The organism is Herbaspirillum sp. NPDC087042, from assembly GCF_044745245.1.
In the GTDB taxonomy this organism is placed as follows: Bacteria; Pseudomonadota; Gammaproteobacteria; order Burkholderiales; family Burkholderiaceae_D; genus Herbaspirillum.
In genome coordinates this window covers 246,824-265,897 of sequence record NZ_JBIUZW010000006.1, presented here as the reverse complement: position 1 = coordinate 265,897, position 19,074 = coordinate 246,824, and the positions used below count along the sequence as shown (strand labels likewise).

At 63.3% G+C, this 19,074-nt stretch carries 16 protein-coding genes; 9 read left to right on the top strand and 7 right to left on the bottom strand.

The features are described from left to right. Positions 1-11: 11 nt before the first annotated feature. The 6 genes from ACIPHN_RS11035 to ACIPHN_RS11010 all read right to left on the bottom strand — a co-directional run bounded on the left by ACIPHN_RS11035 (position 12) and on the right by ACIPHN_RS11010 (position 5,576). Complete coding sequence (locus ACIPHN_RS11035; RefSeq protein ID WP_400436054.1) at positions 12-1,172, bottom strand: MFS transporter; 1,161 nt, start codon at positions 1,170-1,172, stop codon at positions 12-14. Positions 1,173-1,390: 218 nt separating this feature from the next. Beyond that, the gene (gene dgoD, locus ACIPHN_RS11030; RefSeq protein ID WP_400436053.1) at positions 1,391-2,539 is read right to left on the bottom strand and encodes a galactonate dehydratase; all 1,149 of its coding nucleotides are present in this window, start codon (positions 2,537-2,539) and stop codon (positions 1,391-1,393) included. 88 nt (positions 2,540-2,627) lie between these two features. Further along, positions 2,628-3,266, bottom strand: a complete 639-nt coding sequence (locus ACIPHN_RS11025; protein WP_400436051.1) for a 2-dehydro-3-deoxy-6-phosphogalactonate aldolase — start codon at positions 3,264-3,266, stop codon at positions 2,628-2,630. A 32-nt stretch (positions 3,267-3,298) separates the two neighbouring features. Next, a complete protein-coding gene (locus tag ACIPHN_RS11020) occupies positions 3,299-4,261 on the bottom strand; it encodes a 2-dehydro-3-deoxygalactonokinase (RefSeq protein WP_400436091.1) in 963 nt (320 codons plus the stop codon). A 19-nt stretch (positions 4,262-4,280) separates the two neighbouring features. Beyond that, entirely contained in the window at positions 4,281-5,255 is a 975-nt protein-coding gene (locus ACIPHN_RS11015) for an aldose 1-epimerase (protein WP_400436050.1), read from the bottom strand. Positions 5,256-5,402: 147 nt separating this feature from the next. Beyond that, the gene (locus tag ACIPHN_RS11010; protein WP_400436048.1) at positions 5,403-5,576 is read right to left on the bottom strand and encodes a hypothetical protein; all 174 of its coding nucleotides are present in this window, start codon (positions 5,574-5,576) and stop codon (positions 5,403-5,405) included. 195 nt (positions 5,577-5,771) lie between these two features. Between ACIPHN_RS11010 and ACIPHN_RS11005 the strand changes: the two genes are divergently transcribed. The 9 genes from ACIPHN_RS11005 to ACIPHN_RS10965 all read left to right on the top strand — a co-directional run bounded on the left by ACIPHN_RS11005 (position 5,772) and on the right by ACIPHN_RS10965 (position 17,546). Then, positions 5,772-6,746 carry an ABC transporter substrate-binding protein gene (locus ACIPHN_RS11005; protein ID WP_400436046.1) on the top strand — a complete coding sequence of 325 codons (975 nt, stop codon included), beginning with the start codon at positions 5,772-5,774 and terminating at the stop codon, positions 6,744-6,746. A gap of 112 nt (positions 6,747-6,858) precedes the next feature. After that, positions 6,859-8,409 (top strand): sugar ABC transporter ATP-binding protein, encoded by a 1,551-nt coding sequence (locus ACIPHN_RS11000; protein ID WP_400436045.1) that lies wholly within the window; start codon positions 6,859-6,861, stop codon positions 8,407-8,409. Next, on the top strand, positions 8,406-9,485 hold the full coding sequence (locus ACIPHN_RS10995; RefSeq protein WP_400436043.1) for an ABC transporter permease: 1,080 nt from the start codon (positions 8,406-8,408) through the stop codon (positions 9,483-9,485). The genes ACIPHN_RS11000 and ACIPHN_RS10995 overlap by 4 nt, the downstream gene beginning before the upstream one ends. Further along, a complete protein-coding gene (yjfF, locus tag ACIPHN_RS10990) occupies positions 9,482-10,504 on the top strand; it encodes a galactofuranose ABC transporter, permease protein YjfF (RefSeq protein WP_400436042.1) in 1,023 nt (340 codons plus the stop codon). The genes ACIPHN_RS10995 and yjfF overlap by 4 nt, the downstream gene beginning before the upstream one ends. A 218-nt stretch (positions 10,505-10,722) precedes the next feature. Then, complete coding sequence (gene chvE, locus ACIPHN_RS10985; RefSeq protein WP_400436040.1) at positions 10,723-11,796, top strand: multiple monosaccharide ABC transporter substrate-binding protein; 1,074 nt, start codon at positions 10,723-10,725, stop codon at positions 11,794-11,796. 207 nt (positions 11,797-12,003) lie between these two features. After that, on the top strand, positions 12,004-13,560 hold the full coding sequence (gene mmsA / locus ACIPHN_RS10980) for a multiple monosaccharide ABC transporter ATP-binding protein (RefSeq protein ID WP_400436038.1): 1,557 nt from the start codon (positions 12,004-12,006) through the stop codon (positions 13,558-13,560). A gap of 77 nt (positions 13,561-13,637) precedes the next feature. Then, complete coding sequence (gene mmsB / locus ACIPHN_RS10975) at positions 13,638-14,852, top strand: multiple monosaccharide ABC transporter permease (protein WP_400436036.1); 1,215 nt, start codon at positions 13,638-13,640, stop codon at positions 14,850-14,852. Between the two features lie 83 nt (positions 14,853-14,935). After that, entirely contained in the window at positions 14,936-16,693 is a 1,758-nt protein-coding gene (locus tag ACIPHN_RS10970) for an IlvD/Edd family dehydratase (RefSeq protein WP_400436035.1), read from the top strand. A 67-nt stretch (positions 16,694-16,760) separates the two neighbouring features. Further along, on the top strand, positions 16,761-17,546 hold the full coding sequence (locus ACIPHN_RS10965) for an SDR family NAD(P)-dependent oxidoreductase (RefSeq protein ID WP_400436033.1): 786 nt from the start codon (positions 16,761-16,763) through the stop codon (positions 17,544-17,546). Positions 17,547-17,829: 283 nt separating this feature from the next. On the opposite strand, the gene ACIPHN_RS10960 is transcribed toward ACIPHN_RS10965, so the two are convergent. Further along, on the bottom strand, positions 17,830-18,771 hold the full coding sequence (locus ACIPHN_RS10960; protein ID WP_400436032.1) for a LysR family transcriptional regulator: 942 nt from the start codon (positions 18,769-18,771) through the stop codon (positions 17,830-17,832). Positions 18,772-19,074: the final 303 nt, after the last annotated feature.

Below are 19,074 nucleotides of genomic sequence, written 5' to 3'. Positions count from 1 at the left end.
GGTGACGGTCCTCAGATAAAGCGGCCTACCGCCTTCCCGCCGAACAGGGCCACGCCCAGCATCACCAGGGCCACGCCCGCGAAGCCGGCTTGCAGGCCCAGGTGTTCGGCCACGCCGCCGATGATCACCGGCCCCAGCAACATCCCCACATAGGCAAAGCGCGCGACGGCGGCGATGCTCTCGGCGGCGGCCATGCCCGGTACCCGGGCCGCCGCCAGGAAGAAGATCGGCATCAGGTTGGCAATCCCCAGTCCACCCAGCAACAGGCCGGCCATGGTGAGCAGCGGATCCGGCCAGGCCGCCGCCAGGGCGATGCCAGCCGCGCCGGCTGCGCCGCTCCAGGCCAGGGTACGCAAGCCACCGATACGGGCACGGATGCGGTCGCCGCTCAGGCGACCCAGCGCCATGCCGGTCGAGAAGGCGGCATAGCTGTAGCTGACCCAGGCCGCAGGCGACTGCGCCACGTCGCGCATGTAGACGGCCGCCCAGTCATACATCCCGCCTTCGCACATCAGCGCCAGGAAGGCGATGCCACCGAGTACCAGCACCATGCGCCGTGCGCTGCGGTCGCCTCCGTGGGCGGCAGCGGCGTCGGCAGTCTCGTCGGGCAGGGCGAAGGGGCCGATGGAGAGCGCCACGGCCAGCGTAGCCGCGCCCACCAGTGCCGCATGCGCCAGCGGCGACAGGCCAGGCACGGCACCCAGGGCAGAACCGGCGATGCCGCCAATGCTGAACATGGCATGCAGGGTGGACATGATGGGGCGTGTACGTTGCCCTTCCACCAGGGCCGCCTGGACCGACATGGCCACGTCGAAGGCCGCCATGGCGCTGCCGAACACCAGCAGCAGTGCCACCAGCATCCAGAACTGTGGGGCCAGCGGGATCAGCAGCAGGGTGGCCGCATAGAGGATGCCGACCTGGCGCAGCGCGGTGGCGCTGCCCACGCGGGCGATCCACTTGCCGGACTGGCCCATGGTCAGCAGCGCGCCGGCGGCCACGGCCAGCATGGCCAGCGAGAGCACGGCATCGGACAGCGCAAAGCGCTCCTTCACCGAGGGGATCAGCACCCCCCAGGTAGCGAAGGTGGCGCCATTGACGAAGAACTGCGCCATGGTGGCGCGGGTGGCATTGCGCATGCGCGCATGACCGGGGAGGGAGGAGGCGTCTTGCATGCCTGGACTCATGGATGTGCTGCCTGGAAATTCAAATGTGAGACTTTGCCAGTTTTTGATTCATTAGTTAAATGGAATATTCAGATCGCATCCATCTGCCTGGCAGATCAATCGCAGTGGCATCGCTGACCGGACAGGCGTAAAAAAGCCCGGCCAGCTTGCGCCGGACCGGGCCGAGGGACTACCGAGGAGGAGGGTTTGGCGCGGGACCTATCGCTTTACCACTCGGCAAAGCTGCCATCCTTGTGGCGCCAGATCGGGTTGCGCCAGCGGTGGCCGACTTCGGCACGCTGACGGACATATTCTTCGTTGATCTCGATGCCCAGGCCTGGGTCTTGCGGGATCTTGACGTAGCCGTCTTCATAGGCGAACACGTTCTTGTCGCGAATGTAGTCGAGCAGGTCATTGCTTTCGTTGTAGTGGATACCCAGGCTCTGCTCCTGGATGAAGGCGTTGTAGCTGCCGGCATCGACCTGCAGGCAGGAGGCCAGCGCGATCGGGCCCAGCGGGCAGTGCAGCGCCAGCGCCACGTCGTAGGCTTCGGCCATCATGGCGATCTTGCGGGTCTCGGTGATGCCGCCGGCGTGCGAGACGTCGGGCTGGATGATGTCCACGTAGCCTTCGGAGAGGATGCGCTTGAAGTCCCAGCGCGAGTACAGGCGCTCGCCCAGGGCGATCGGGGTCGAGGTGAGGTGGGCGATTTCCTTCAAGGCCTCGGAGTTTTCCGACAACACCGGTTCCTCGATGAACATCAGCTTGTACGGTTCCAGTTCCTTGATCAACACCTTGGCCATGGGCTTGTGGACGCGGCCGTGGAAGTCCACACCGATGCCCACATTGGGGCCGACGGCTTCGCGCACGGCCTGCACATTGGCCAGGGTCAGCTCGATCTTGTCGTGGCTGTCGATGAATTGCAGTTCTTCGGTGCCGTTCATCTTGACGGCCGTGAAGCCGCGCGCCACGGCGTTCTTGGCGGCTGCGGCAGTGTCGGCGGGACGGTCGCCGCCGATCCACGAATACACCCGGATGGAATTGCGCACCGCGCCACCCAGCAGCTGGTGCACCGGCACGCCCAGGGCCTTGCCCTTGATATCCCACAGGGCCTGGTCGATCCCGGCCAGCGCGCTCATGTGGATGGCGCCGCCCCGGTAGAAGCCGCCACGGTAGAGCACCGTCCAGTGGTCTTCGATGTTGCGTGGGTCCTTGCCGACCAGATAGTCGGCCAGTTCGTCGACGGCCGCGGCCACGCTATGGGCACGACCTTCGACGATGGGCTCGCCCCAGCCGACGATGCCTTCGTCGGTCTCGATCTTGAGGAAGCACCAGCGCGGCGGCACGATGAAGGTGGAGATCTTGGTGATTTTCATTGTTCTATCCGGTTATGCGTTTTATCTGTTCAGCTGATGAATGACCGCAGGGCGATCTGTAAAAACGATGTATGTCTTGTGTGCAATGTCAGCCCAGTGCCTTCCAGGCCGCCACGAAGGCTTGTGCGCGCTGGCGCACCTGCTCGGCGGTGAGGCCGGGGGTGTACAGCGCCGAACCCAGGCCGAAGCCGGAGGCGCCGGCCGCGCGGAATACCGCCATGCCTTCGGGGGTGATGCCACCCACCGGCAGCAGTGCGATGTCGCGCGCGATCACGGCGCGCCAGGCCTTGACCACCTGCGGGCCCAGCTGTTCGGCGGGAAACATCTTGAGGACGTCGGCACCGTTCTCCAGGGCTGCAAAGGCTTCGGTGACAGTGGCCACGCCCGGCGCGCTGTACAGGCCAGCCTCGCGGGCAGCGCGGATCACGGCGCCATCGCTGTGGGGCATGACGATCAGTTCGCCGCCGGCCTCCTTGACCTGCTGCACCTGGGCCGTCTTGAGCACGGTGCCGGCGCCGACGATGCAGTCGGCCGGCAGGCTCTTGCGCAGGATGGCGATGCTGGCCAGCGGTTCGGGCGAATTGAGCGGCACCTCGATGATGCGAAAACCGGTTTCGTAGAGCGCTGCGCCGATGGCCTGGGCCTCGTCGTTGCGCACGCCGCGCAGGATGGCGATCATGCCGGTCTGCTGCAGGGCGTCGTTGAATCGTTGGGTGTGGGTGGACATGTTCTCTTCCGTAGTGCGTTGTCGTAGTGGGCTCAGGCGACCAGTCCGGCGTGGCGCGCCAGCGTCCACAGGCCGGTTTCGGTGGCGTCAGTGGCTTCGCTGACCGGCCCCAGGCCGTAGAGCTCCAGTGCCAGGCGGTAGCGGCGGCACAGGCCGGGGTCGCCGATGAGGATGATGGCTTGCTGCGGCAGTGGCTGCAGGGCCTTGAGCGCGGCGATCTCGTGGCCGATCAAGAGGCCCGAGAGGTAGTCCGGTTGTGCCGTGGCCGGCAGTTCGCCGGTCAGGCCCAGGGTGCGGCTGCTGAAGATGTTGGAGAGCACGCCAGCCTGGCCCTGCGCGCTCTGTGCCACGCGCGCCCCGCGCACGAAGGCGGCATCGTCGGCGCTGTCGGGCTTTTGCATGGTGCGGCCGAGGATGGTATGAGAGCACAGCGCGCCATAGACTTCCCCGGTCATGAAGGTGTCGAAATGCTGGATGCGACCGCCGGTCACGCGTACCCACTTCGAATGCGTACCGGGCAGGCCGATCAGGAGTTCCTCATCGCGCCGCTTCTGGAGCGCGCCAACCACCTGGGTCTCTTCGCCGCGCATCACGTTGGGCAGGGTCGAGACCTGCAGCAGGCCCGGCACGATCCACAAAGGCCGGCCCAGGCCGGTATCGACTTCGGTGAGCTGGCGGGCGATGCGATCCGGTGCCAGTGGCACGGTCAGGTAGGCGGCCTCGCGCCAGCCCTGCTTGCTGCCGACCATGCCGGCGGCGATCAGCGGTGCTTGCGGCGCGGCCTGCATCCAGTCGCCGCAGGCGGCTTCGAGTGCGGCGCGGTAAGGCGCCTGCGGGTCGTCACCGTGGGCCACGGCGGGCAGGTTCATGATGCCCCAGGGATGGGCGCGCCGCTCCACCACCTGGCCGCTGGCATCGAAGCGGTAGCAGCGCAGGGAGGAGGTGCCCCAGTCGAGGGCGATCAGGGCGCAGTCTTGGTTGTGGTCCAGGTTCATCGTCATGGTGGTGCCGGCGTCAGCGCGCCAGGCTGGTGTGTTGGGTGGTGGCCTGCGGCAGTTCCTGGGCGATCTCGCAGACCGTGAAGCGGGTCAGCAGCACCATGTCTTCGCCCGGGGCCAGGTCGATCAGGCCGGGGCGGTTGGGCAGGTGGAAGGCGTCGATCGGATGGGTGACCGGTTCCAGGCAGAAATACGGCAGGCCGTCGGGGCGGAACATCAATACATAGCCGCTGCGGTCGGTGGTGTGCATCTGCAGGCGCAGGCCACGGGTCGGGTCCTCGATCATGGCCAGGCCATCCCAGCCTTCGAAGCAGTTGTCGACCAGGCCGCCTTGCAGGGCGGCGGGGCGGTTGTAGTCCCAGCCGGCCGGCAGCGAGCGGGTGAAGCCGGTGGGGATGCGATCCGGGCCGGAGAGCCACACACCGCGCGAGCGGAATTGCAGGCGCGTCTGGGCGTCACGCAGGAAGTAGGGATGCAGGCCCAGGCCGAAGGGCAGGGTCTCCTCGCCGGCATTGGTGACGCGCAACTCGATCTCCAGCGCGTTCTCGCGTAGCGTCAGCAACTGGCGGGCACGGTAGATATAAGGGTTGCCGTCGCAGCGGTCCGAATCCAGCTCCAGCGTCATGCGGTCCTCGGCCTGGGCCGAGATGCGCCAGGCCTGGCGCCAGCTGTCGCCGTGGATGGGATAGGGCTCGCCGGCGCGGTTGGGCTGCAGCGGGTAGTGCCGGCCATCGACCTCGAAGCCGCCACCGGTGATGCGATTGGACCAGGGCAGCAGCGGGAAGCACGAGGTCGCATAGAGGGCGGCCGGATCGGCGCTCCAGGGTCGCAGCAGCGGCAGCCATTGCTGTTCGCGCTGCCACTCCCATCCGGCCAGTGCGCCGCCCAGTGCGGGCAGTACGTGCAGGCGCTGGCGCCCGGATTGCAAGGTATGGATCGCCGGCAGCCCCTGGGCGCCTGAGCGGTTGGCATCGGTTGCTCGGGAAGGCATGGTGTCTCGTATCTTGTTATGGGGTGCGGCGCGCGTCATCGGTGGATTGCAGCGTCCCGTTGCCGGGATCTCGAAGGCGATTGGTGCAGGATGGCAGCTGTTCATGAGGGTTCGCGCCAGGTCTCTACGCAATGCGCTTCAAAAAAATCAGGCCGATCCTAACACCGCCCCCCAATAGGGAATAATGAAAAAAAGAACGCAAACGATATCAAAATTGCGCAAGCCCCGCAGGCATCCCGCCAATCCGGCACCGGCCAGTTGTGGCGACATGGCGTGCTGGTGCGGGTGCCCATCGATGCGTGAAACGGTATCGAAAAACATTAAAAATTCATTGGATACGGATTGGTCGCTTGCCTAATATTGAGCGCGAATCAGGGACGATCAGGGTTGTCCACGGTTCCAGCCGCACCGCGCCGTCATCACTATTCCTACAAGTCAAACGCATCCCCCCGGCGCAGCGCATCTCACGCATAAAACAAAGGGAAGTCCACACTTCCCAGCCAACGGAGACTGACAATGAACACGAAAAGAAGAGCGCTTCTGGGCGCAGCCATTTGCATGGGCCTGGGCAGCAGCGCCATTGGCCTGTCCGCTTTCGCGGCCGACAAGCCGCTCACGCTGGGCTTCTCGCAGGTGGGTGCCGAAAGCGAATGGCGCACCGCCAATACCGTCTCGATCAAGGATGCCGCCAAGCAGGCCGGCGTGAACCTCAAGTTCGCCGACGCCCAGCAGAAGCAGGAAAACCAGGTCAAGGCGATCCGCTCCTTCATCGCGCAAAAGGTCGACGTCATCGCCTTCTCGCCGGTGGTGGAATCGGGCTGGGAAACCGTGCTGCGCGAAGCCAAGGCCGCCAAGATCCCGGTCATCCTCACTGACCGCGCTGTCAATGTCACCGACAAGTCGCTCTATGTGACCTTCATCGGTTCGGACTTCGTCGAGGAAGGTCGCCGCGCCGGTCGCTGGCTGCTGGACAAGGCCAAGTCGATGCCGGCCGGTGACGTCAACATCGTCGAACTGCAAGGCACCGTGGGCTCGGCCCCGGCCATCGACCGCAAGGCCGGCTTCGAGGAAATCATCAAGACCGACCCGCGCTTCAAGATCATCCGCTCGCAGACCGGCGACTTCACCCGCGCCAAGGGCAAGGAAGTGATGGAAGCCTTCCTCAAGGCCGAGGGCAAGAAGATCAATGTGCTCTATGCCCACAACGATGACATGGCCATCGGCGCCATCCAGGCCATCGAGGAAGCCGGCCTGAAGCCGGGCAAGGACATCACCATCATCTCCATCGACGGCGTCAAGGGTGCCTTCGAAGCGATGATGGCCGGCAAGCTCAACGTCACCGTCGAATGCAGCCCGCTGCTGGGCCCGCAACTGATGCAGATCGCCAAGGACGTCAAGGCTGGCAAGGAAGTGCCCAAGCGCATCACCACCGAGGAAAGCGTCTTCCCGGCCGAGGTCGCGGCCAAGGAATTCCCCAACCGCAAGTATTGATACAGCGTGGCCGGGCCTGCGTGCAGCCGTTAGGGGGCGGCACGCAGGCCTGATGCCATCTGCGTTGGCTTGATGCTTTTTGATGGGCATGAGGTGTTTTGATGGAGTTGCAATGACGATGGCACCCGGGGCGCAGGCGCGCCCCATGCTGGAACTTTCCGGTATCCACAAGGCATTCGCGGGCGTGAAGGCGCTCAGCGATGTCGGCTTGCGTCTGTTCCCGGGGGAAGTGCATACCCTGATGGGACAGAACGGCGCAGGCAAGTCCACGCTGATCAAGGTATTGACCGGCGTCTACGAGCCCGATGGCGGGCGCATCGAACTCGATGGCCGGCCCATTGCGCCGGCCTCCACCCTGGAGGCACAGGGGCTGGGCATCAGCACGGTCTATCAGGAAGTCAACCTGTGTCCCAACCTGTCGGTGGCCGAGAACATCTTCGTGGGGCGTTACCCGCGCCGCTTCGGCCGCATCGACTGGAAGAGCGTGCATGCGCAGTCGCGCCAGCTGCTGCAGCAATTGCAGATCGATATCGATGTCGGCGCGCCGCTGTCGTCCTATCCGCTGGCGATCCAGCAGATGGTGGCGATCTCGCGCGCCCTGTCGGTCTCGGCCAAGGTGCTGATCCTGGACGAGCCCACCTCCAGCCTCGATGAGGCCGAGGTGCAGCAGCTCTTCAAGGTGCTGCGCCGCCTGCGCGAACAGGGCATGGCGATTCTCTTCGTGACCCATTTCCTGGACCAGACCTACGAGATTTCGGACCGCATCACCGTCTTGCGCAATGGCTTGCGCGAGGGTGAATACCTGGTCGCCGAGCTGTCGCGACTGGAGCTGGTCAACAAGATGGTGGGCGCACCGGCGGTCGATCACCGCAAGGTCGAGGCCGGTGCCGAGGCCCTGGCCGCCGAGCTGTCGACCGGCGAAGCCAGTCGTGGCGAGGTCTTCCTGCAGGCCGATGATTTCGGCCGGCGCGGTGTGCTGTCGCCGCAGACGCTGCAATTGCGACGCGGCGAAGTGTATGGCCTGTGCGGCCTGCTGGGCTCGGGGCGTACCGAGATGGCGCGCCTGCTGTTCGGCGCCGACCGCGCTGATAGCGGCCAGTTGCGCATCGAGGGGCGCAGCGTCAAGTTCACGGTGCCGCGCGATGCGATTGCGGCCGGCATCGGTTTCTGTTCGGAGGACCGCAAGAAGGAAGGCGCCATCCTCGAACTGTCGGTGCGCGAGAACATCATCCTGGCCCTGCAGGCCAGGCAGGGCCTGTTCCGCGTGCTGCCGCGCAAGCGCCAGAACCAGATCGCCGCCGATTACGTGAAATGGCTGGGCATCAAGACCGCCGACCTGGAGACGCCCATCGGCCTGCTCTCCGGCGGCAACCAGCAAAAGGCCTTGCTGGCCCGCTGGCTGGCCACCGATCCGGGCATGCTGATCCTGGATGAACCCACGCGCGGCATCGATGTCCGCGCCAAGCAGGAGATCATGGATTTCGTCATCGCCATGTGCCGCAAGGGCATGTCCATTCTTTTCATTTCGTCGGAGATTCCCGAAGTCCTGCGTTGCAGCGACCGCATGCTGGTGCTGCGCGACCGTCGCGCCTGCGGCGAGTATGAGCGCGGCCAGCTCGATGAGCAGTCGGTGCTGCAGGTGATCGCGGGAGAAGCCGCATGAGTGCCTCCATGGATTCCAAACTGATTCCCGACGCCGCCGGGCAGAGCGGCGCGCCCATGCTGGGCTGGCTGCTGCGTCACCCGCTGGTGCGCCCGCTGGCCGCGCTGGCGGTGTTGCTGCTGATCGACCTGTTGCTGGTGCCTGGCTTCTTCCGGCTGGAGATCAAGGACGGCCACCTCTATGGCGCCCTGATCGATATCATCAACCGCGCCGCGCCATTGATGCTGGCCGCACTGGGCATGACCCTGGTCATCGCCACGCGCGGCGTGGATATCTCGGTGGGCGCTGTTGTGGCGATCTCCGGGGCGATGGCGGCCATCCTGGTGGGCGGCAAGATGGTGGTGGTCGATGGCGTGTCGCAGTATGTCAGCAATGTGCCGATGATATGGGCGCTGGCCGCCGCGATGGGGGCCTCGCTGCTGTGTGGCGCCTGGAACGGCCTGCTGGTGGCCGGCCTGGGCCTGCAGCCCATCATCGCCACGCTGATCCTGATGGTGGCCGGGCGCGGGCTGGCGCAGTTGCTCACCGACGGGCAGATCGTGACGGTGTACTACAAGCCCTTCTTCTTCCTCGGCGGTGGTTACCTGCTGGGCTTGCCGTTCTCGCTCTTCATCGCGGCGGCCATGTTCGTGCTGCTGGCGCTGCTGATGAAAAAGACCGCGCTGGGCCTGTTCATCGAATCGGTCGGCATCAACCCGGTGGCCTCGCGCCTGGCGGGCATCCGTACGGCGGCGCTGATCTTCTTCGTCTACATGTTCTGCAGCGCCTGTGCCGGCCTGGCCGGGCTGATGATCGCCTCCAACATCAAGAGCGCCGACGCCAACAATGCCGGCCTGCTGCTGGAACTCGATGCCATCCTGGCCGTCACGCTGGGTGGCACCTCGCTGGCCGGTGGCAAGTTCAGCCTGGTGGGCAGCGTCATCGGCGCACTCATCATCCAGACGCTGACCTACACCATCTATTCGCTGGGTGTGCCGCCCGAGGTCAACATGGTGGTCAAGTCCATCGTGGTGTTCCTGGTGTGCCTGTCGCAGTCGCCCGAATTCCGTCGCATGTTCAAGAGGTCAGCATCATGATGTTGTCGCATTCCCTGCGCCGCGCCTCGCGCGCGCCCTGGTTCACGTCGCTGGTGACGGTGCTGTTGCTGGTGGTGATGCTGGTCGCCGGCGCCGTCGGCTATGACGGCTTCCTCTCGCCCCAGGTGATGCTGAACCTGCTGATCGACAATGCCTTCCTGCTGGTGGTGGCCATCGGCATGAGTTTCGTGATCCTCTCCGGCGGCATCGACCTCTCGGTGGGCTCGGTGCTGGCCCTGACCACGATGGTCTCGGCCTACCTGCTGCAGAGCTGGCACTGGCCGCCGCTGCTGGTGATCGCTGCCGTGCTGGCCATGGGCGCGGCCTTCGGCGCGGCCATGGGCGCCATGATCCACTACTTCAAGCTGCAGGCCTTCATCGTCACGCTGGCCGGCATGTTCCTGGCGCGTGGCCTGTGTTACCTCATCAGCATCAATTCCATCACCATCGACGAACCGCTGTTCGTGGCAATGTCGCAGACCCGGCTGGAACTGGCGGGCCTGTTCATCTCGCCCAGCGTGGTGATCGCCCTGGCCATGCTGGCGCTGGCGATCTGGATGGCCCATTGCACCCGCTTCGGGCGTGCCGTCTACGCCATCGGCGGCAGCGAATCCTCGGCCCTGCTGATGGGCTTGCCGGTGGGGCGCACCAAGATCCTGGTCTATGCCTTCAGCGGCCTGTGCGCGGCGCTGGCCGGCGTGCTGTTCTCCTTCTACATGCTGTCCGGCTATGGCCTGCATGCGCAGGGCGTGGAGCTCGATGCGATCGCGGCGGTGGTCATCGGCGGCACGCTCTTGACCGGAGGCTATGGCTATGTGGCCGGCACGCTCACCGGCGTGCTCATCCTGGGGGTGATCCAGACCCTGATTGCCTTCGATGGCAGCCTCAGTTCCTGGTGGACCAAGATCTTCATTGGCGCGCTGCTGTTCGTCTTCTGCGTGGCGCAGCGGGTGATTTCGCTGGGGGCCTTGCGCGGCAAACCGGTGGCATCGGCGAAAGCCGCGCCAGCCGGGGCTTGAGAGGGATTTTCTAAGATTAGTTTAGATAACTTTACATAGAGGGAGTTATACCGAAAAACATATCCATTACGCTCAAAAAATCATTAGAAATGTATTGGTAAAGACATTAATGTAGAGCCCGCAAAACAGTTGCTCTGCATGTCATTGATCAGGAATCGCGGCGCTGTTTGGACGACAACTACAACACGCCATTCCATAACAAACTGGAGACTCTAAGCATGAAAATCAAATCGGTATTGACCGGCATTGCACTCGGCCTGGGCGTGACCCTGATGTCCATCAGCGCGCAAGTGAGCGCGCAAAGCAAGGCGCTGGTCGGCGTGGCCATGCCCACCAAGTCCTCGGCACGCTGGATCGCCGACGGCAACAACATGGTCAAGGTCCTGAAGGAAAAGGGTTACCAGACCGACCTGCAATACGCTGAAGACGACATCCCCAACCAGCTGTCCCAGATCGAGAACATGCTGACCAAGGGCGCCAAGGTACTGGTGATCTCAGATATAGATTGCAACACGCTGAACGACGTGCTGCAGAAGGCCGCCGACAAGGGCGTCAAGGTCATCGCCTATGACCGCCTGATCCGTGGTTCCAAGAACGTCGACTACTACGCCACCTTCGACAACTTCCAGGTCGGCGTGCTGCAGGCACAATCGCTGGAAAAGGCGCTGGGCCTGAAGGATGGCAAGGGTCCGTTCAACATCGAACTGTTCGGCGGTTCCTCGGACGACAACAACGCCTTCTTCTTCTACAACGGCGCCATGTCGGTGCTGAAGCCCTACATCGACAGCGGCAAGCTGGTGGTGCGCTCCAAGCAGATGGGCATGGACAAGGTCGCGACCCTGCGCTGGGATCCGGCTACCGCCCAAGCCCGTATGGACAACCTGCTGTCGGCCTACTACACCAACGCCAAGGTCAATGCCGTGCTGTCGCCGTATGACGGCCTGTCCATCGGTATCCTGTCCTCGCTGCGTGGCGTAGGCTACGGTAGCCCGCAACAGCCGTTCCCGTACGTCTCGGGTCAGGATGCGGAAGTGCCGTCGGTCAAGTCCATCATCCGTGGCGAGCAGTACTCCACCATCTTCAAGGACACCCGCGAACTGGCCAAGGTCACGGTCGGTATGGTCGATGCCGTGCTGGGTGGCAAGCAGCCCCAGATCAACGACACCAAGACCTATAACAACGGTGTGAAGGTCGTGCCCTCCTACCTGTTGAAGCCGGTCGTGGTCGACAAGTCGAACTGGAAGGAAATCCTGGTCGGCAGCGGTTACTACACCGAAGCGCAGGTCAAGTAAGCAGCAGGGCGGGCGGCCAGCATGCAACCCGCACTGCGCCGCCTGCTGAATCATCCGCAAGAAGATCACTCAAAAAGAACAGCATAGTCCCGCCCTGTGCGGGACTAATACTTTCAGGAAGATGCGCTTGCTCACATGCAACGCATACGAGACTTAAAAGTCCGGTTACGTGATTAACGCAAGACCGGCAGAAGAGAGGTCAGCATCATGAGCAACATTCTGGAAATGCGCGGCATCGAGAAGAGTTTCCCGGGTGTGAAGGCGTTGAACAACGTCAACCTGGCGGTGCGCGAAGGCGAGATCCATGCGATTGTCGGCGAGAACGGTGCCGGCAAGTCCACGCTGATGAAAGTCCTGTCCGGCGTCTATCCCCACGGTTCCTATTCGGGCGACATCGTCTACAAGGGTGAGGTACGCGCCTTCAGGGATATCCGCGACAGCGAACACCTGGGCATCATCATCATCCACCAGGAGCTGGCGCTGGTGCCGCTGCTGTCGGTGATGGAGAACCTCTTCCTGGGCAACGAGCAGGCCACCGGCGGCGTGATCGACTGGGAACAGTCCTATGTGCGCGCCAAGGCGCTGCTGGCCAAGGTCGGCCTGAAGGAGTCGCCCCAGACGCAGGTCGGTGACCTGGGCGTGGGCAAGCAGCAGTTGATCGAGATCGCCAAGGCGCTCTCCAAGGAAGTCAAGCTGCTGATCCTGGACGAACCCACCGCCAGCCTCAACGAGAGCGACAGCGATGCGCTGCTGGAACTGCTGCTGGAGCTGAAGAACCAGGGCATTTCCTCGATCCTGATCTCCCACAAGCTCAACGAGATTTCCAAGGTCGCCGATTCGATCACGGTGCTGCGCGACGGCAGCACGGTCGATACCTTCGACTGCCGCGCCGAGCCCATCAGCGAAGACCGCATCATCCAGCACATGGTGGGCCGCGAGATGGCCGACCGCTACCCGCAGCGTGATCCGCAGATCGGCGAGGTCATCTTCGAGGTGCGTGACTGGCGCGTGCACCATCCGCTGCACAGCGATCGCCTGGCCATCAAGGACGTCAACATGACGGTACGCGCCGGCGAGATCGTCGGTATCGCGGGCCTGATGGGGGCCGGTCGCACCGAGCTGGCCAAGAGCGTCTTCGGTCGTGCCTATGGCAAGAAGATCAGCGGTCAGGTGTTCCTGCACGGCAAGCCGGTAGACCTGTCCACCATCGGCAAGGCCATCCATCACGGCATCGCCTACGTCACCGAAGACCGCAAGGGCGATGGCCTGGTGCTGGAAGAAGACATCAAGAAGAACATTTCGCTGGCCAACCTGGGCGGCGTGTCCGAGCGTACCGTTATCGACGAGGCGCGTGAATACAAGGTGGCCGCCGACTTCAAGAGCCAGATGCGCATCCGCTGTTCCAGCGTGCTGCAGAAGGTGGTCAACCTGTCCGGTGGCAACCAGCAGAAGGTGGTGCTGTCGAAGTGGCTGTTCTCGCAGCCCGAAGTGCTGATCCTGGATGAGCCCACGCGCGGTATCGACGTCGGCGCCAAGTTCGAGATCTACAACATCATCAGCAAGCTGGCTGCCGAGGGCAAGTGCATCATCATGATCTCGTCGGAAATGCCCGAACTGCTGGGCATGTGCGACCGCATCTACGTGATGAACGAAGGCCAGTTCGTGGGCCACCTGCCCAAGGCCGAGGCGACGCAGGAAAGCATCATGCGCGCCATCATGCGCAACAAGCGCATCGATGAGTCCGGCCTGTCACAGGCCGCCTGAACGCAGGATACCAAGCCGGAGCCAAACCGGCGGCAATCACCAATATCAAGACCAGAGAGCACCCGAGGAGCAAGACAATGGAGAGCATTGACATGAGCAAGAAAGCGGCAGTCGCCAGCGGCGCAGCGGCCGAGAAGAAGGATTACGGCAGCTTCCTGAAGAACAACATGCGCGAGTACGGCATGCTGATGTCGCTGGTGGCCATCATGGCCTTCTTCCAGATCATGACCGACGGTACGCTGATGCGTCCGCTGAACCTGACCAACCTGGTGCTGCAGAACAGCTACATCGTCATCATGGCGCTGGGCATGCTGATGGTCATCGTGGCTGGCCACATCGACCTGTCCGTGGGGTCGGTGGTGGGCCTGATCGGCGCACTGGCAGCGGTGCTGATGGTGGATTATGGCTGGGGCTTCGTGCCGGCCTCGATCGTCTGCCTGATCGCCGGCGGCCTGATCGGCGCGGCGCAGGGCTACTGGATCGCCTACTTCAAGATCCCGTCCTTCATCGTCACCCTGGCCGGCATGCTGGTCTTCAAGGGCATGGCGCTGGCGCTGCTGCAGGGCCAGTCCCTGGGCCCGTTCCCGCAGACCTTCCAGATGCTGTCCTCGGGTTTCATCCCTGAACTGACCGGCAGCGCCACCTTCCGTACCACCTCGCTGATGGTGGGCGTGATCGCCGCCGTCGTGCTGATCCTGGTCAAGCTGCATGGCCGCCGCAAGCAGACCAAGCACGGCATGGAAGATGAACCGGTGCTGTTCTTCCTGTTGAAGAACGGCCTGTTCGCCGCCGCCATCGTCGCCTTCAGCTACCTGCTGTCGACCTATCGCGGCATGCCCAACGTGTTGATCATCATGTTCGCATTGATGGTGCTCTACACCTTCATCACCAGCCGCACCACGCTGGGCCGTCGCGTCTATGCGGTGGGCGGCAACGAGAAAGCGGCCAAGCTGTCGGGCATCAAGACCGAACGCGTGTCCTTCTTCACCTTCGTCAACATGGGCGTGCTGGCCGCGCTGGCCGGCCTGATCTTCGCGGCCCGCCTGAACACCGCCACCCCCAAGGCCGGTCTGGGCTTCGAACTGGACGTGATCGCGGCCTGCTTCATCGGCGGCGCCTCTGCCTCCGGCGGCGTGGGCAAGGTGATGGGCGCGGTCATCGGCGCCTTCATCATGGGCGTGATGAACAACGGCATGTCCATCATGGGCATCGGCATCGACTACCAGCAGATGATCAAGGGCTTCGTGCTGCTGATGGCCGTGTGCTTCGACGTCTATAACAAGAACAAGTAACACCGGTGACCAAGGCGGGCGCAGCCCGCCTTTTGCATTCGGGACCACCAGATTCGATTTCGTCAGACACCAGGAATCCAACAATGAGTAGCGACAAGAAAGACAAGAGCCGCACACTGCGCTCGGCCAGCTGGTTCGGTACCGCCGACAAGAACGGCTTCATGTACCGCAGCTGGATGAAGAACCAGGGCATCCCCGATCACGAGTTCCAGGGCAAGCCGGTCATCGGCATCTGCAACACCTGGTCGGAGCTGACGCCCTGCAACGCCCACTTCCGCAAGATCGCCGAACACGTGCGTCGCGGCATCATCGAGGCCGGTGGCTTCCCGGTGGAGTTCCCGGTGTTCTCCAACGGTGAATCCAACCTGCGCCCCACCGCCATGCTGACCCGCAACCTGGCCAGCATGGACGTGGAAGAATCGATCCGTGGCAATCCCATCGATGGCGTGGTGCTGCTGACCGGCTGCGACAAGACCACCCCGGCCCTGCTGATGGGCGCGGCCAGCTGCGACGTGCCGGCCATCGTCGTGACCGGCGGTCCGATGTTGAACGGCAAGCACCAGGGCCGCGACATTGGCTCGGGTACCGTGGTGTGGCAATTGTCGGAGCAGGTCAAGGCCGGCGAGATCACCATCCACGACTTCATGGCCGCTGAAGCCGGCATGTCGCGCTCGGCCGGTACCTGCAACACCATGGGTACGGCCTCGACCATGGCCTGCATGGCCGAGTCGCTGGGCGTGTCGCTGCCGCACAATGCCGCCATTCCGGCAGTGGATGCGCGCCGCTATGTGCTGGCGCACCTGTCCGGCATGCGCATCGTCGACATGGTCTGGGAGGGCCTGACCCTCTCCAAGATCCTGACCCGCAAGGCTTTCGAGAACGCCATCCGTACCAATGCCGCCATTGGCGGTTCCACCAATGCCGTGATCCACCTCAAGGCCATCGCCGGCCGCATCGGTGTGGACCTGGAACTGGAAGACTGGACCCGCATCGGCCGTGGCACCCCGACCATCGTCGACCTGCAGCCCTCGGGCCGCTACCTGATGGAAGAGTTCTATTACGCCGGCGGCCTGCCGGCGGTGATGCGCCGCCTGGGCGAAGCCGATCTGTTGCCGCACCCGGATGCGCTGACCGTGAACGGCCAGACCATGTGGGACAACGTCAAGGACGCGCCGATCTACAACGATGAAGTCGTGCGCCCGCTGGCCAAGCCGCTGATCGAGGATGGCGGCATCTGCATCCTGCGTGGCAACCTGGCCCCGCGCGGTGCCGTCCTCAAGCCCTCGGCCGCCACCCCCGAACTGATGAAGCATCGCGGTCGCGCGGTGGTCTTCGAAGACTTCGCGCACTACAAGGAACGCATCAACGATCCGGAACTGGACGTCGATGCCAGCTGCGTGCTGGTGATGAAGAACGTTGGCCCCAAGGGTTACCCCGGCATGGCCGAAGTGGGCAACATGGGCTTGCCGCCCAAGGTGCTGGCCACCGGCGTGAAGGACATGGTCCGTATTTCGGACGCGCGCATGAGCGGCACCGCCTACGGCACCGTGATCCTGCATGTGGCGCCGGAGGCTGCGGCCGGTGGTCCGCTGGGCATCGTGCAGGATGGCGACTTCATCGAACTCGACGCCTATGCCGGCCGCTTGCAGCTGGACGTCAGCGACGAAGAGATGCAGCGTCGCCTGGCCGAACGCGCCAAGGTATTGGCCGAACGCAAGCCCGAGATGGTCGGCGGCTACCAGTCGCTGTACGTGGACCGCGTGCTGCAGGCCGACGAAGGGTGCGACTTCGACTTCCTGGTCGGCTGCCGTGGCGCGGCCGTGCCCAAGCACTCGCACTGATCTTTTACCCATTGAATGGGCCAGTGTCGCCGCGTGGCGACGATACTGGCCAGCAAGGAAACCTCACATGAGCAATACCCCGCAGGACGTACAACTGGCGAACTTCCCCAGCCTCAAGGGCCGACGCGTCTTCATCACCGGTGGTGGCACCGGTATCGGCGCGGCCATCGTGGAAGCGTTTGCGCAACAGGGCGCGCAGGTGGCCTTCGTCGATATCGCCAGCGAAGCCAGCGAAGCGCTGTGCAATGAAGTGGCGGCGGCCGGCCATCCCAAGCCGCTGTTCCGCCATTGCGACCTGCGCGACATCCCGGCGTTCCAGGCCACCATCGCCGAACTGCAAGCCCAGTTGGGCGACTTCGACGTGCTGGTCAACAATGCCGCCAACGACCAGCGTCACACCCTGGAAGAGGTGACGCTGGAGTACTGGAACGACCGCATTGCCATCAATCAGCGTCCCTCCTTCTTTGCCGTGCAATCGGTGGTGGAAGGGATGAAGCGCCGTGGTGGCGGCTCCATCATCAACTTCAGCTCGATCAGCTGGCACCAGTCCGGTGGCGGCTTCCCGGTCTACACCACGGCCAAGGCCTCGACCCTGGGCCTGACCCGTGGTCTGGCACGCGACCTCGGTCCGCACAAGATCCGCGTCAATACCGTGACGCCGGGCTGGGTGATGACCGAGCGCCAGATCAAGCTGTGGCTGGATGAAGAAGGCAAGAAGGCCATCGCCCGCAACCAGTGCCTGCAGGGCGACCTGCTGCCCTGGCATCTGGCGCGCATGGTGTTGTTCCTGGCCGCCGATGACAGTGCGATGTGCACCGCGCAGGAATTCATCGTGGATGCAGGCTGGGTCTGAGGACCGCTATTGGCCTTCCCTAAGGGGAATTCGGGCCTGCCTGTTGATCCAGGGAAAAGAGTCGCCGTATGGCGACTCTTTTTTTTGCGCAAAAAACTTAGTTTCCTGTTGTTTTTTTGCTGCTGCTTTTTTTAATTTTCTGTGGGTCGGAAAATATCAGGCGATCCGTTTTTTTTATTTCTCTCAGGTCGACTTACTCTTCCTTACATTTCTTAATAAAACTCCGGGGCGAAATGAGGCTTGGGCGCCACATAATGGCCTGGCTCCGCACCCGGATCCGATATCAGTAAATCATTTTCGCCACTTCACGGATGGCCTGCAGCACCAGGTTGGCACCTGGGGAGAGCAGATTGTCCTGGCGCGTGATGATGCCGAAACCGGCCATGCGGCAGGGCAGTTCGATGGGCAGGATGTCCATCAGGCGGGCCTGCGTGTAGTAGCGCGCCACCTCGGTGGGCATGGCGTAGATGAAATCGGTCTGCTGCAACAGGCTGGTGATGAACAGGATGGCCGTGGTATCGACCACGTTGGAGGGCGGCGCCAGGCCTTGCTCGCGGAACATCTGGTCGCAGCGCGCGCGCAGGATGCTGCCCTTGGGGGCCATGATCCAGGCCTCGCCGGCCAGGTCAGCCAGGGTCAGGTCGGTGCGTGACTGGAAGGGATGACCGACACGGGCCACCGCGCAGACCGGTTCATCGGCCAGCTCTTCATAGACCAGCCCGCTGCGGGCTTCCTCGTCGAGGATGCGGCCGATGATGAAATCGAGCTCGCCGTGCAGCAGGCGCGAGAGCAGGATGTTGCTGCTTTCCACCTCGACGCCGATGCGCAGCATCGGCGCGTGTTCTTTCACGCGTGCAATGGCCGGCGGCAGCAGGGCCATGCCCGGCGAGAGGATCACGCCCACGTCGACCTGGCCGGACAGGCCGGACTTGAGCGCCACGATGTCCTCATGCGCCTTGGACAGGCTGGTCAGCGCCATGCGCGCGTGGCGGATCATCGCCTCGCCATAGATACTGGGCCGCATGCCGCGCGGCAGGCGCTCGAACAGCGACACGCCCAGCATGTCCTCAAGGTCCTTGAGTTGCTTGGAAGCAGCCGGCTGCGTCATGTTCAGCTCGCTGGCGGCGCGGTGGATATTGCGGGTGTCGTCGAGGGCGATGAGCAGAAGGAGCTGGCGGGTCTTCAATCGCGCCCGCAGAAACCAGTTGGGATCACTGTTCTTCATAAGTCTCCGGGGGATATTTTTTAGGTTTTGTAAGTAGATTTTTTATTAGAAATTCATGATATCAAATCGCATATCGGAAATGCTAAAGAATTCATTGGAAAGACATGAACGTAAAAATTAGTATCTAGCCACATTCCGGGCTGTACAAACCATCGAACGCAGCTTCCGGGATGAAAGAAGAGAAGGTCGGGCAGCATCAAAACAAAAAGTTGGGAGACCGTCAGGGGTCCGTCAGGATTCACGGGGTCTGAAGTGCAAGCGCTGCACGACCAAGCCCACCGACGAAAAAAATTTAAACGGCAA

Coding starts and splice junctions, on each gene's coding strand:
- ACIPHN_RS11020 (WP_400436091.1), bottom strand. CDS start 4,261: ATGAACCTGGACCACAACCAAGACTGCGCCCTGATCGCCCTCGACTGG.
- ACIPHN_RS10965 (WP_400436033.1), top strand. CDS start 16,761: ATGAGCAATACCCCGCAGGACGTACAACTGGCGAACTTCCCCAGCCTC.
- ACIPHN_RS11005 (WP_400436046.1), top strand. CDS start 5,772: ATGAACACGAAAAGAAGAGCGCTTCTGGGCGCAGCCATTTGCATGGGC.
- ACIPHN_RS11000 (WP_400436045.1), top strand. CDS start 6,859: ATGACGATGGCACCCGGGGCGCAGGCGCGCCCCATGCTGGAACTTTCC.
- ACIPHN_RS11025 (WP_400436051.1), bottom strand. CDS start 3,266: ATGTCCACCCACACCCAACGATTCAACGACGCCCTGCAGCAGACCGGC.
- mmsB (WP_400436036.1), top strand. CDS start 13,638: ATGGAGAGCATTGACATGAGCAAGAAAGCGGCAGTCGCCAGCGGCGCA.
- ACIPHN_RS11015 (WP_400436050.1), bottom strand. CDS start 5,255: ATGCCTTCCCGAGCAACCGATGCCAACCGCTCAGGCGCCCAGGGGCTG.
- ACIPHN_RS10970 (WP_400436035.1), top strand. CDS start 14,936: ATGAGTAGCGACAAGAAAGACAAGAGCCGCACACTGCGCTCGGCCAGC.
- ACIPHN_RS11010 (WP_400436048.1), bottom strand. CDS start 5,576: ATGTTTTTCGATACCGTTTCACGCATCGATGGGCACCCGCACCAGCAC.
- ACIPHN_RS10960 (WP_400436032.1), bottom strand. CDS start 18,771: ATGAAGAACAGTGATCCCAACTGGTTTCTGCGGGCGCGATTGAAGACC.
- mmsA (WP_400436038.1), top strand. CDS start 12,004: ATGAGCAACATTCTGGAAATGCGCGGCATCGAGAAGAGTTTCCCGGGT.
- ACIPHN_RS10995 (WP_400436043.1), top strand. CDS start 8,406: ATGAGTGCCTCCATGGATTCCAAACTGATTCCCGACGCCGCCGGGCAG.
- chvE (WP_400436040.1), top strand. CDS start 10,723: ATGAAAATCAAATCGGTATTGACCGGCATTGCACTCGGCCTGGGCGTG.
- ACIPHN_RS11035 (WP_400436054.1), bottom strand. CDS start 1,172: ATGCAAGACGCCTCCTCCCTCCCCGGTCATGCGCGCATGCGCAATGCC.
- yjfF (WP_400436042.1), top strand. CDS start 9,482: ATGATGTTGTCGCATTCCCTGCGCCGCGCCTCGCGCGCGCCCTGGTTC.
- dgoD (WP_400436053.1), bottom strand. CDS start 2,539: ATGAAAATCACCAAGATCTCCACCTTCATCGTGCCGCCGCGCTGGTGC.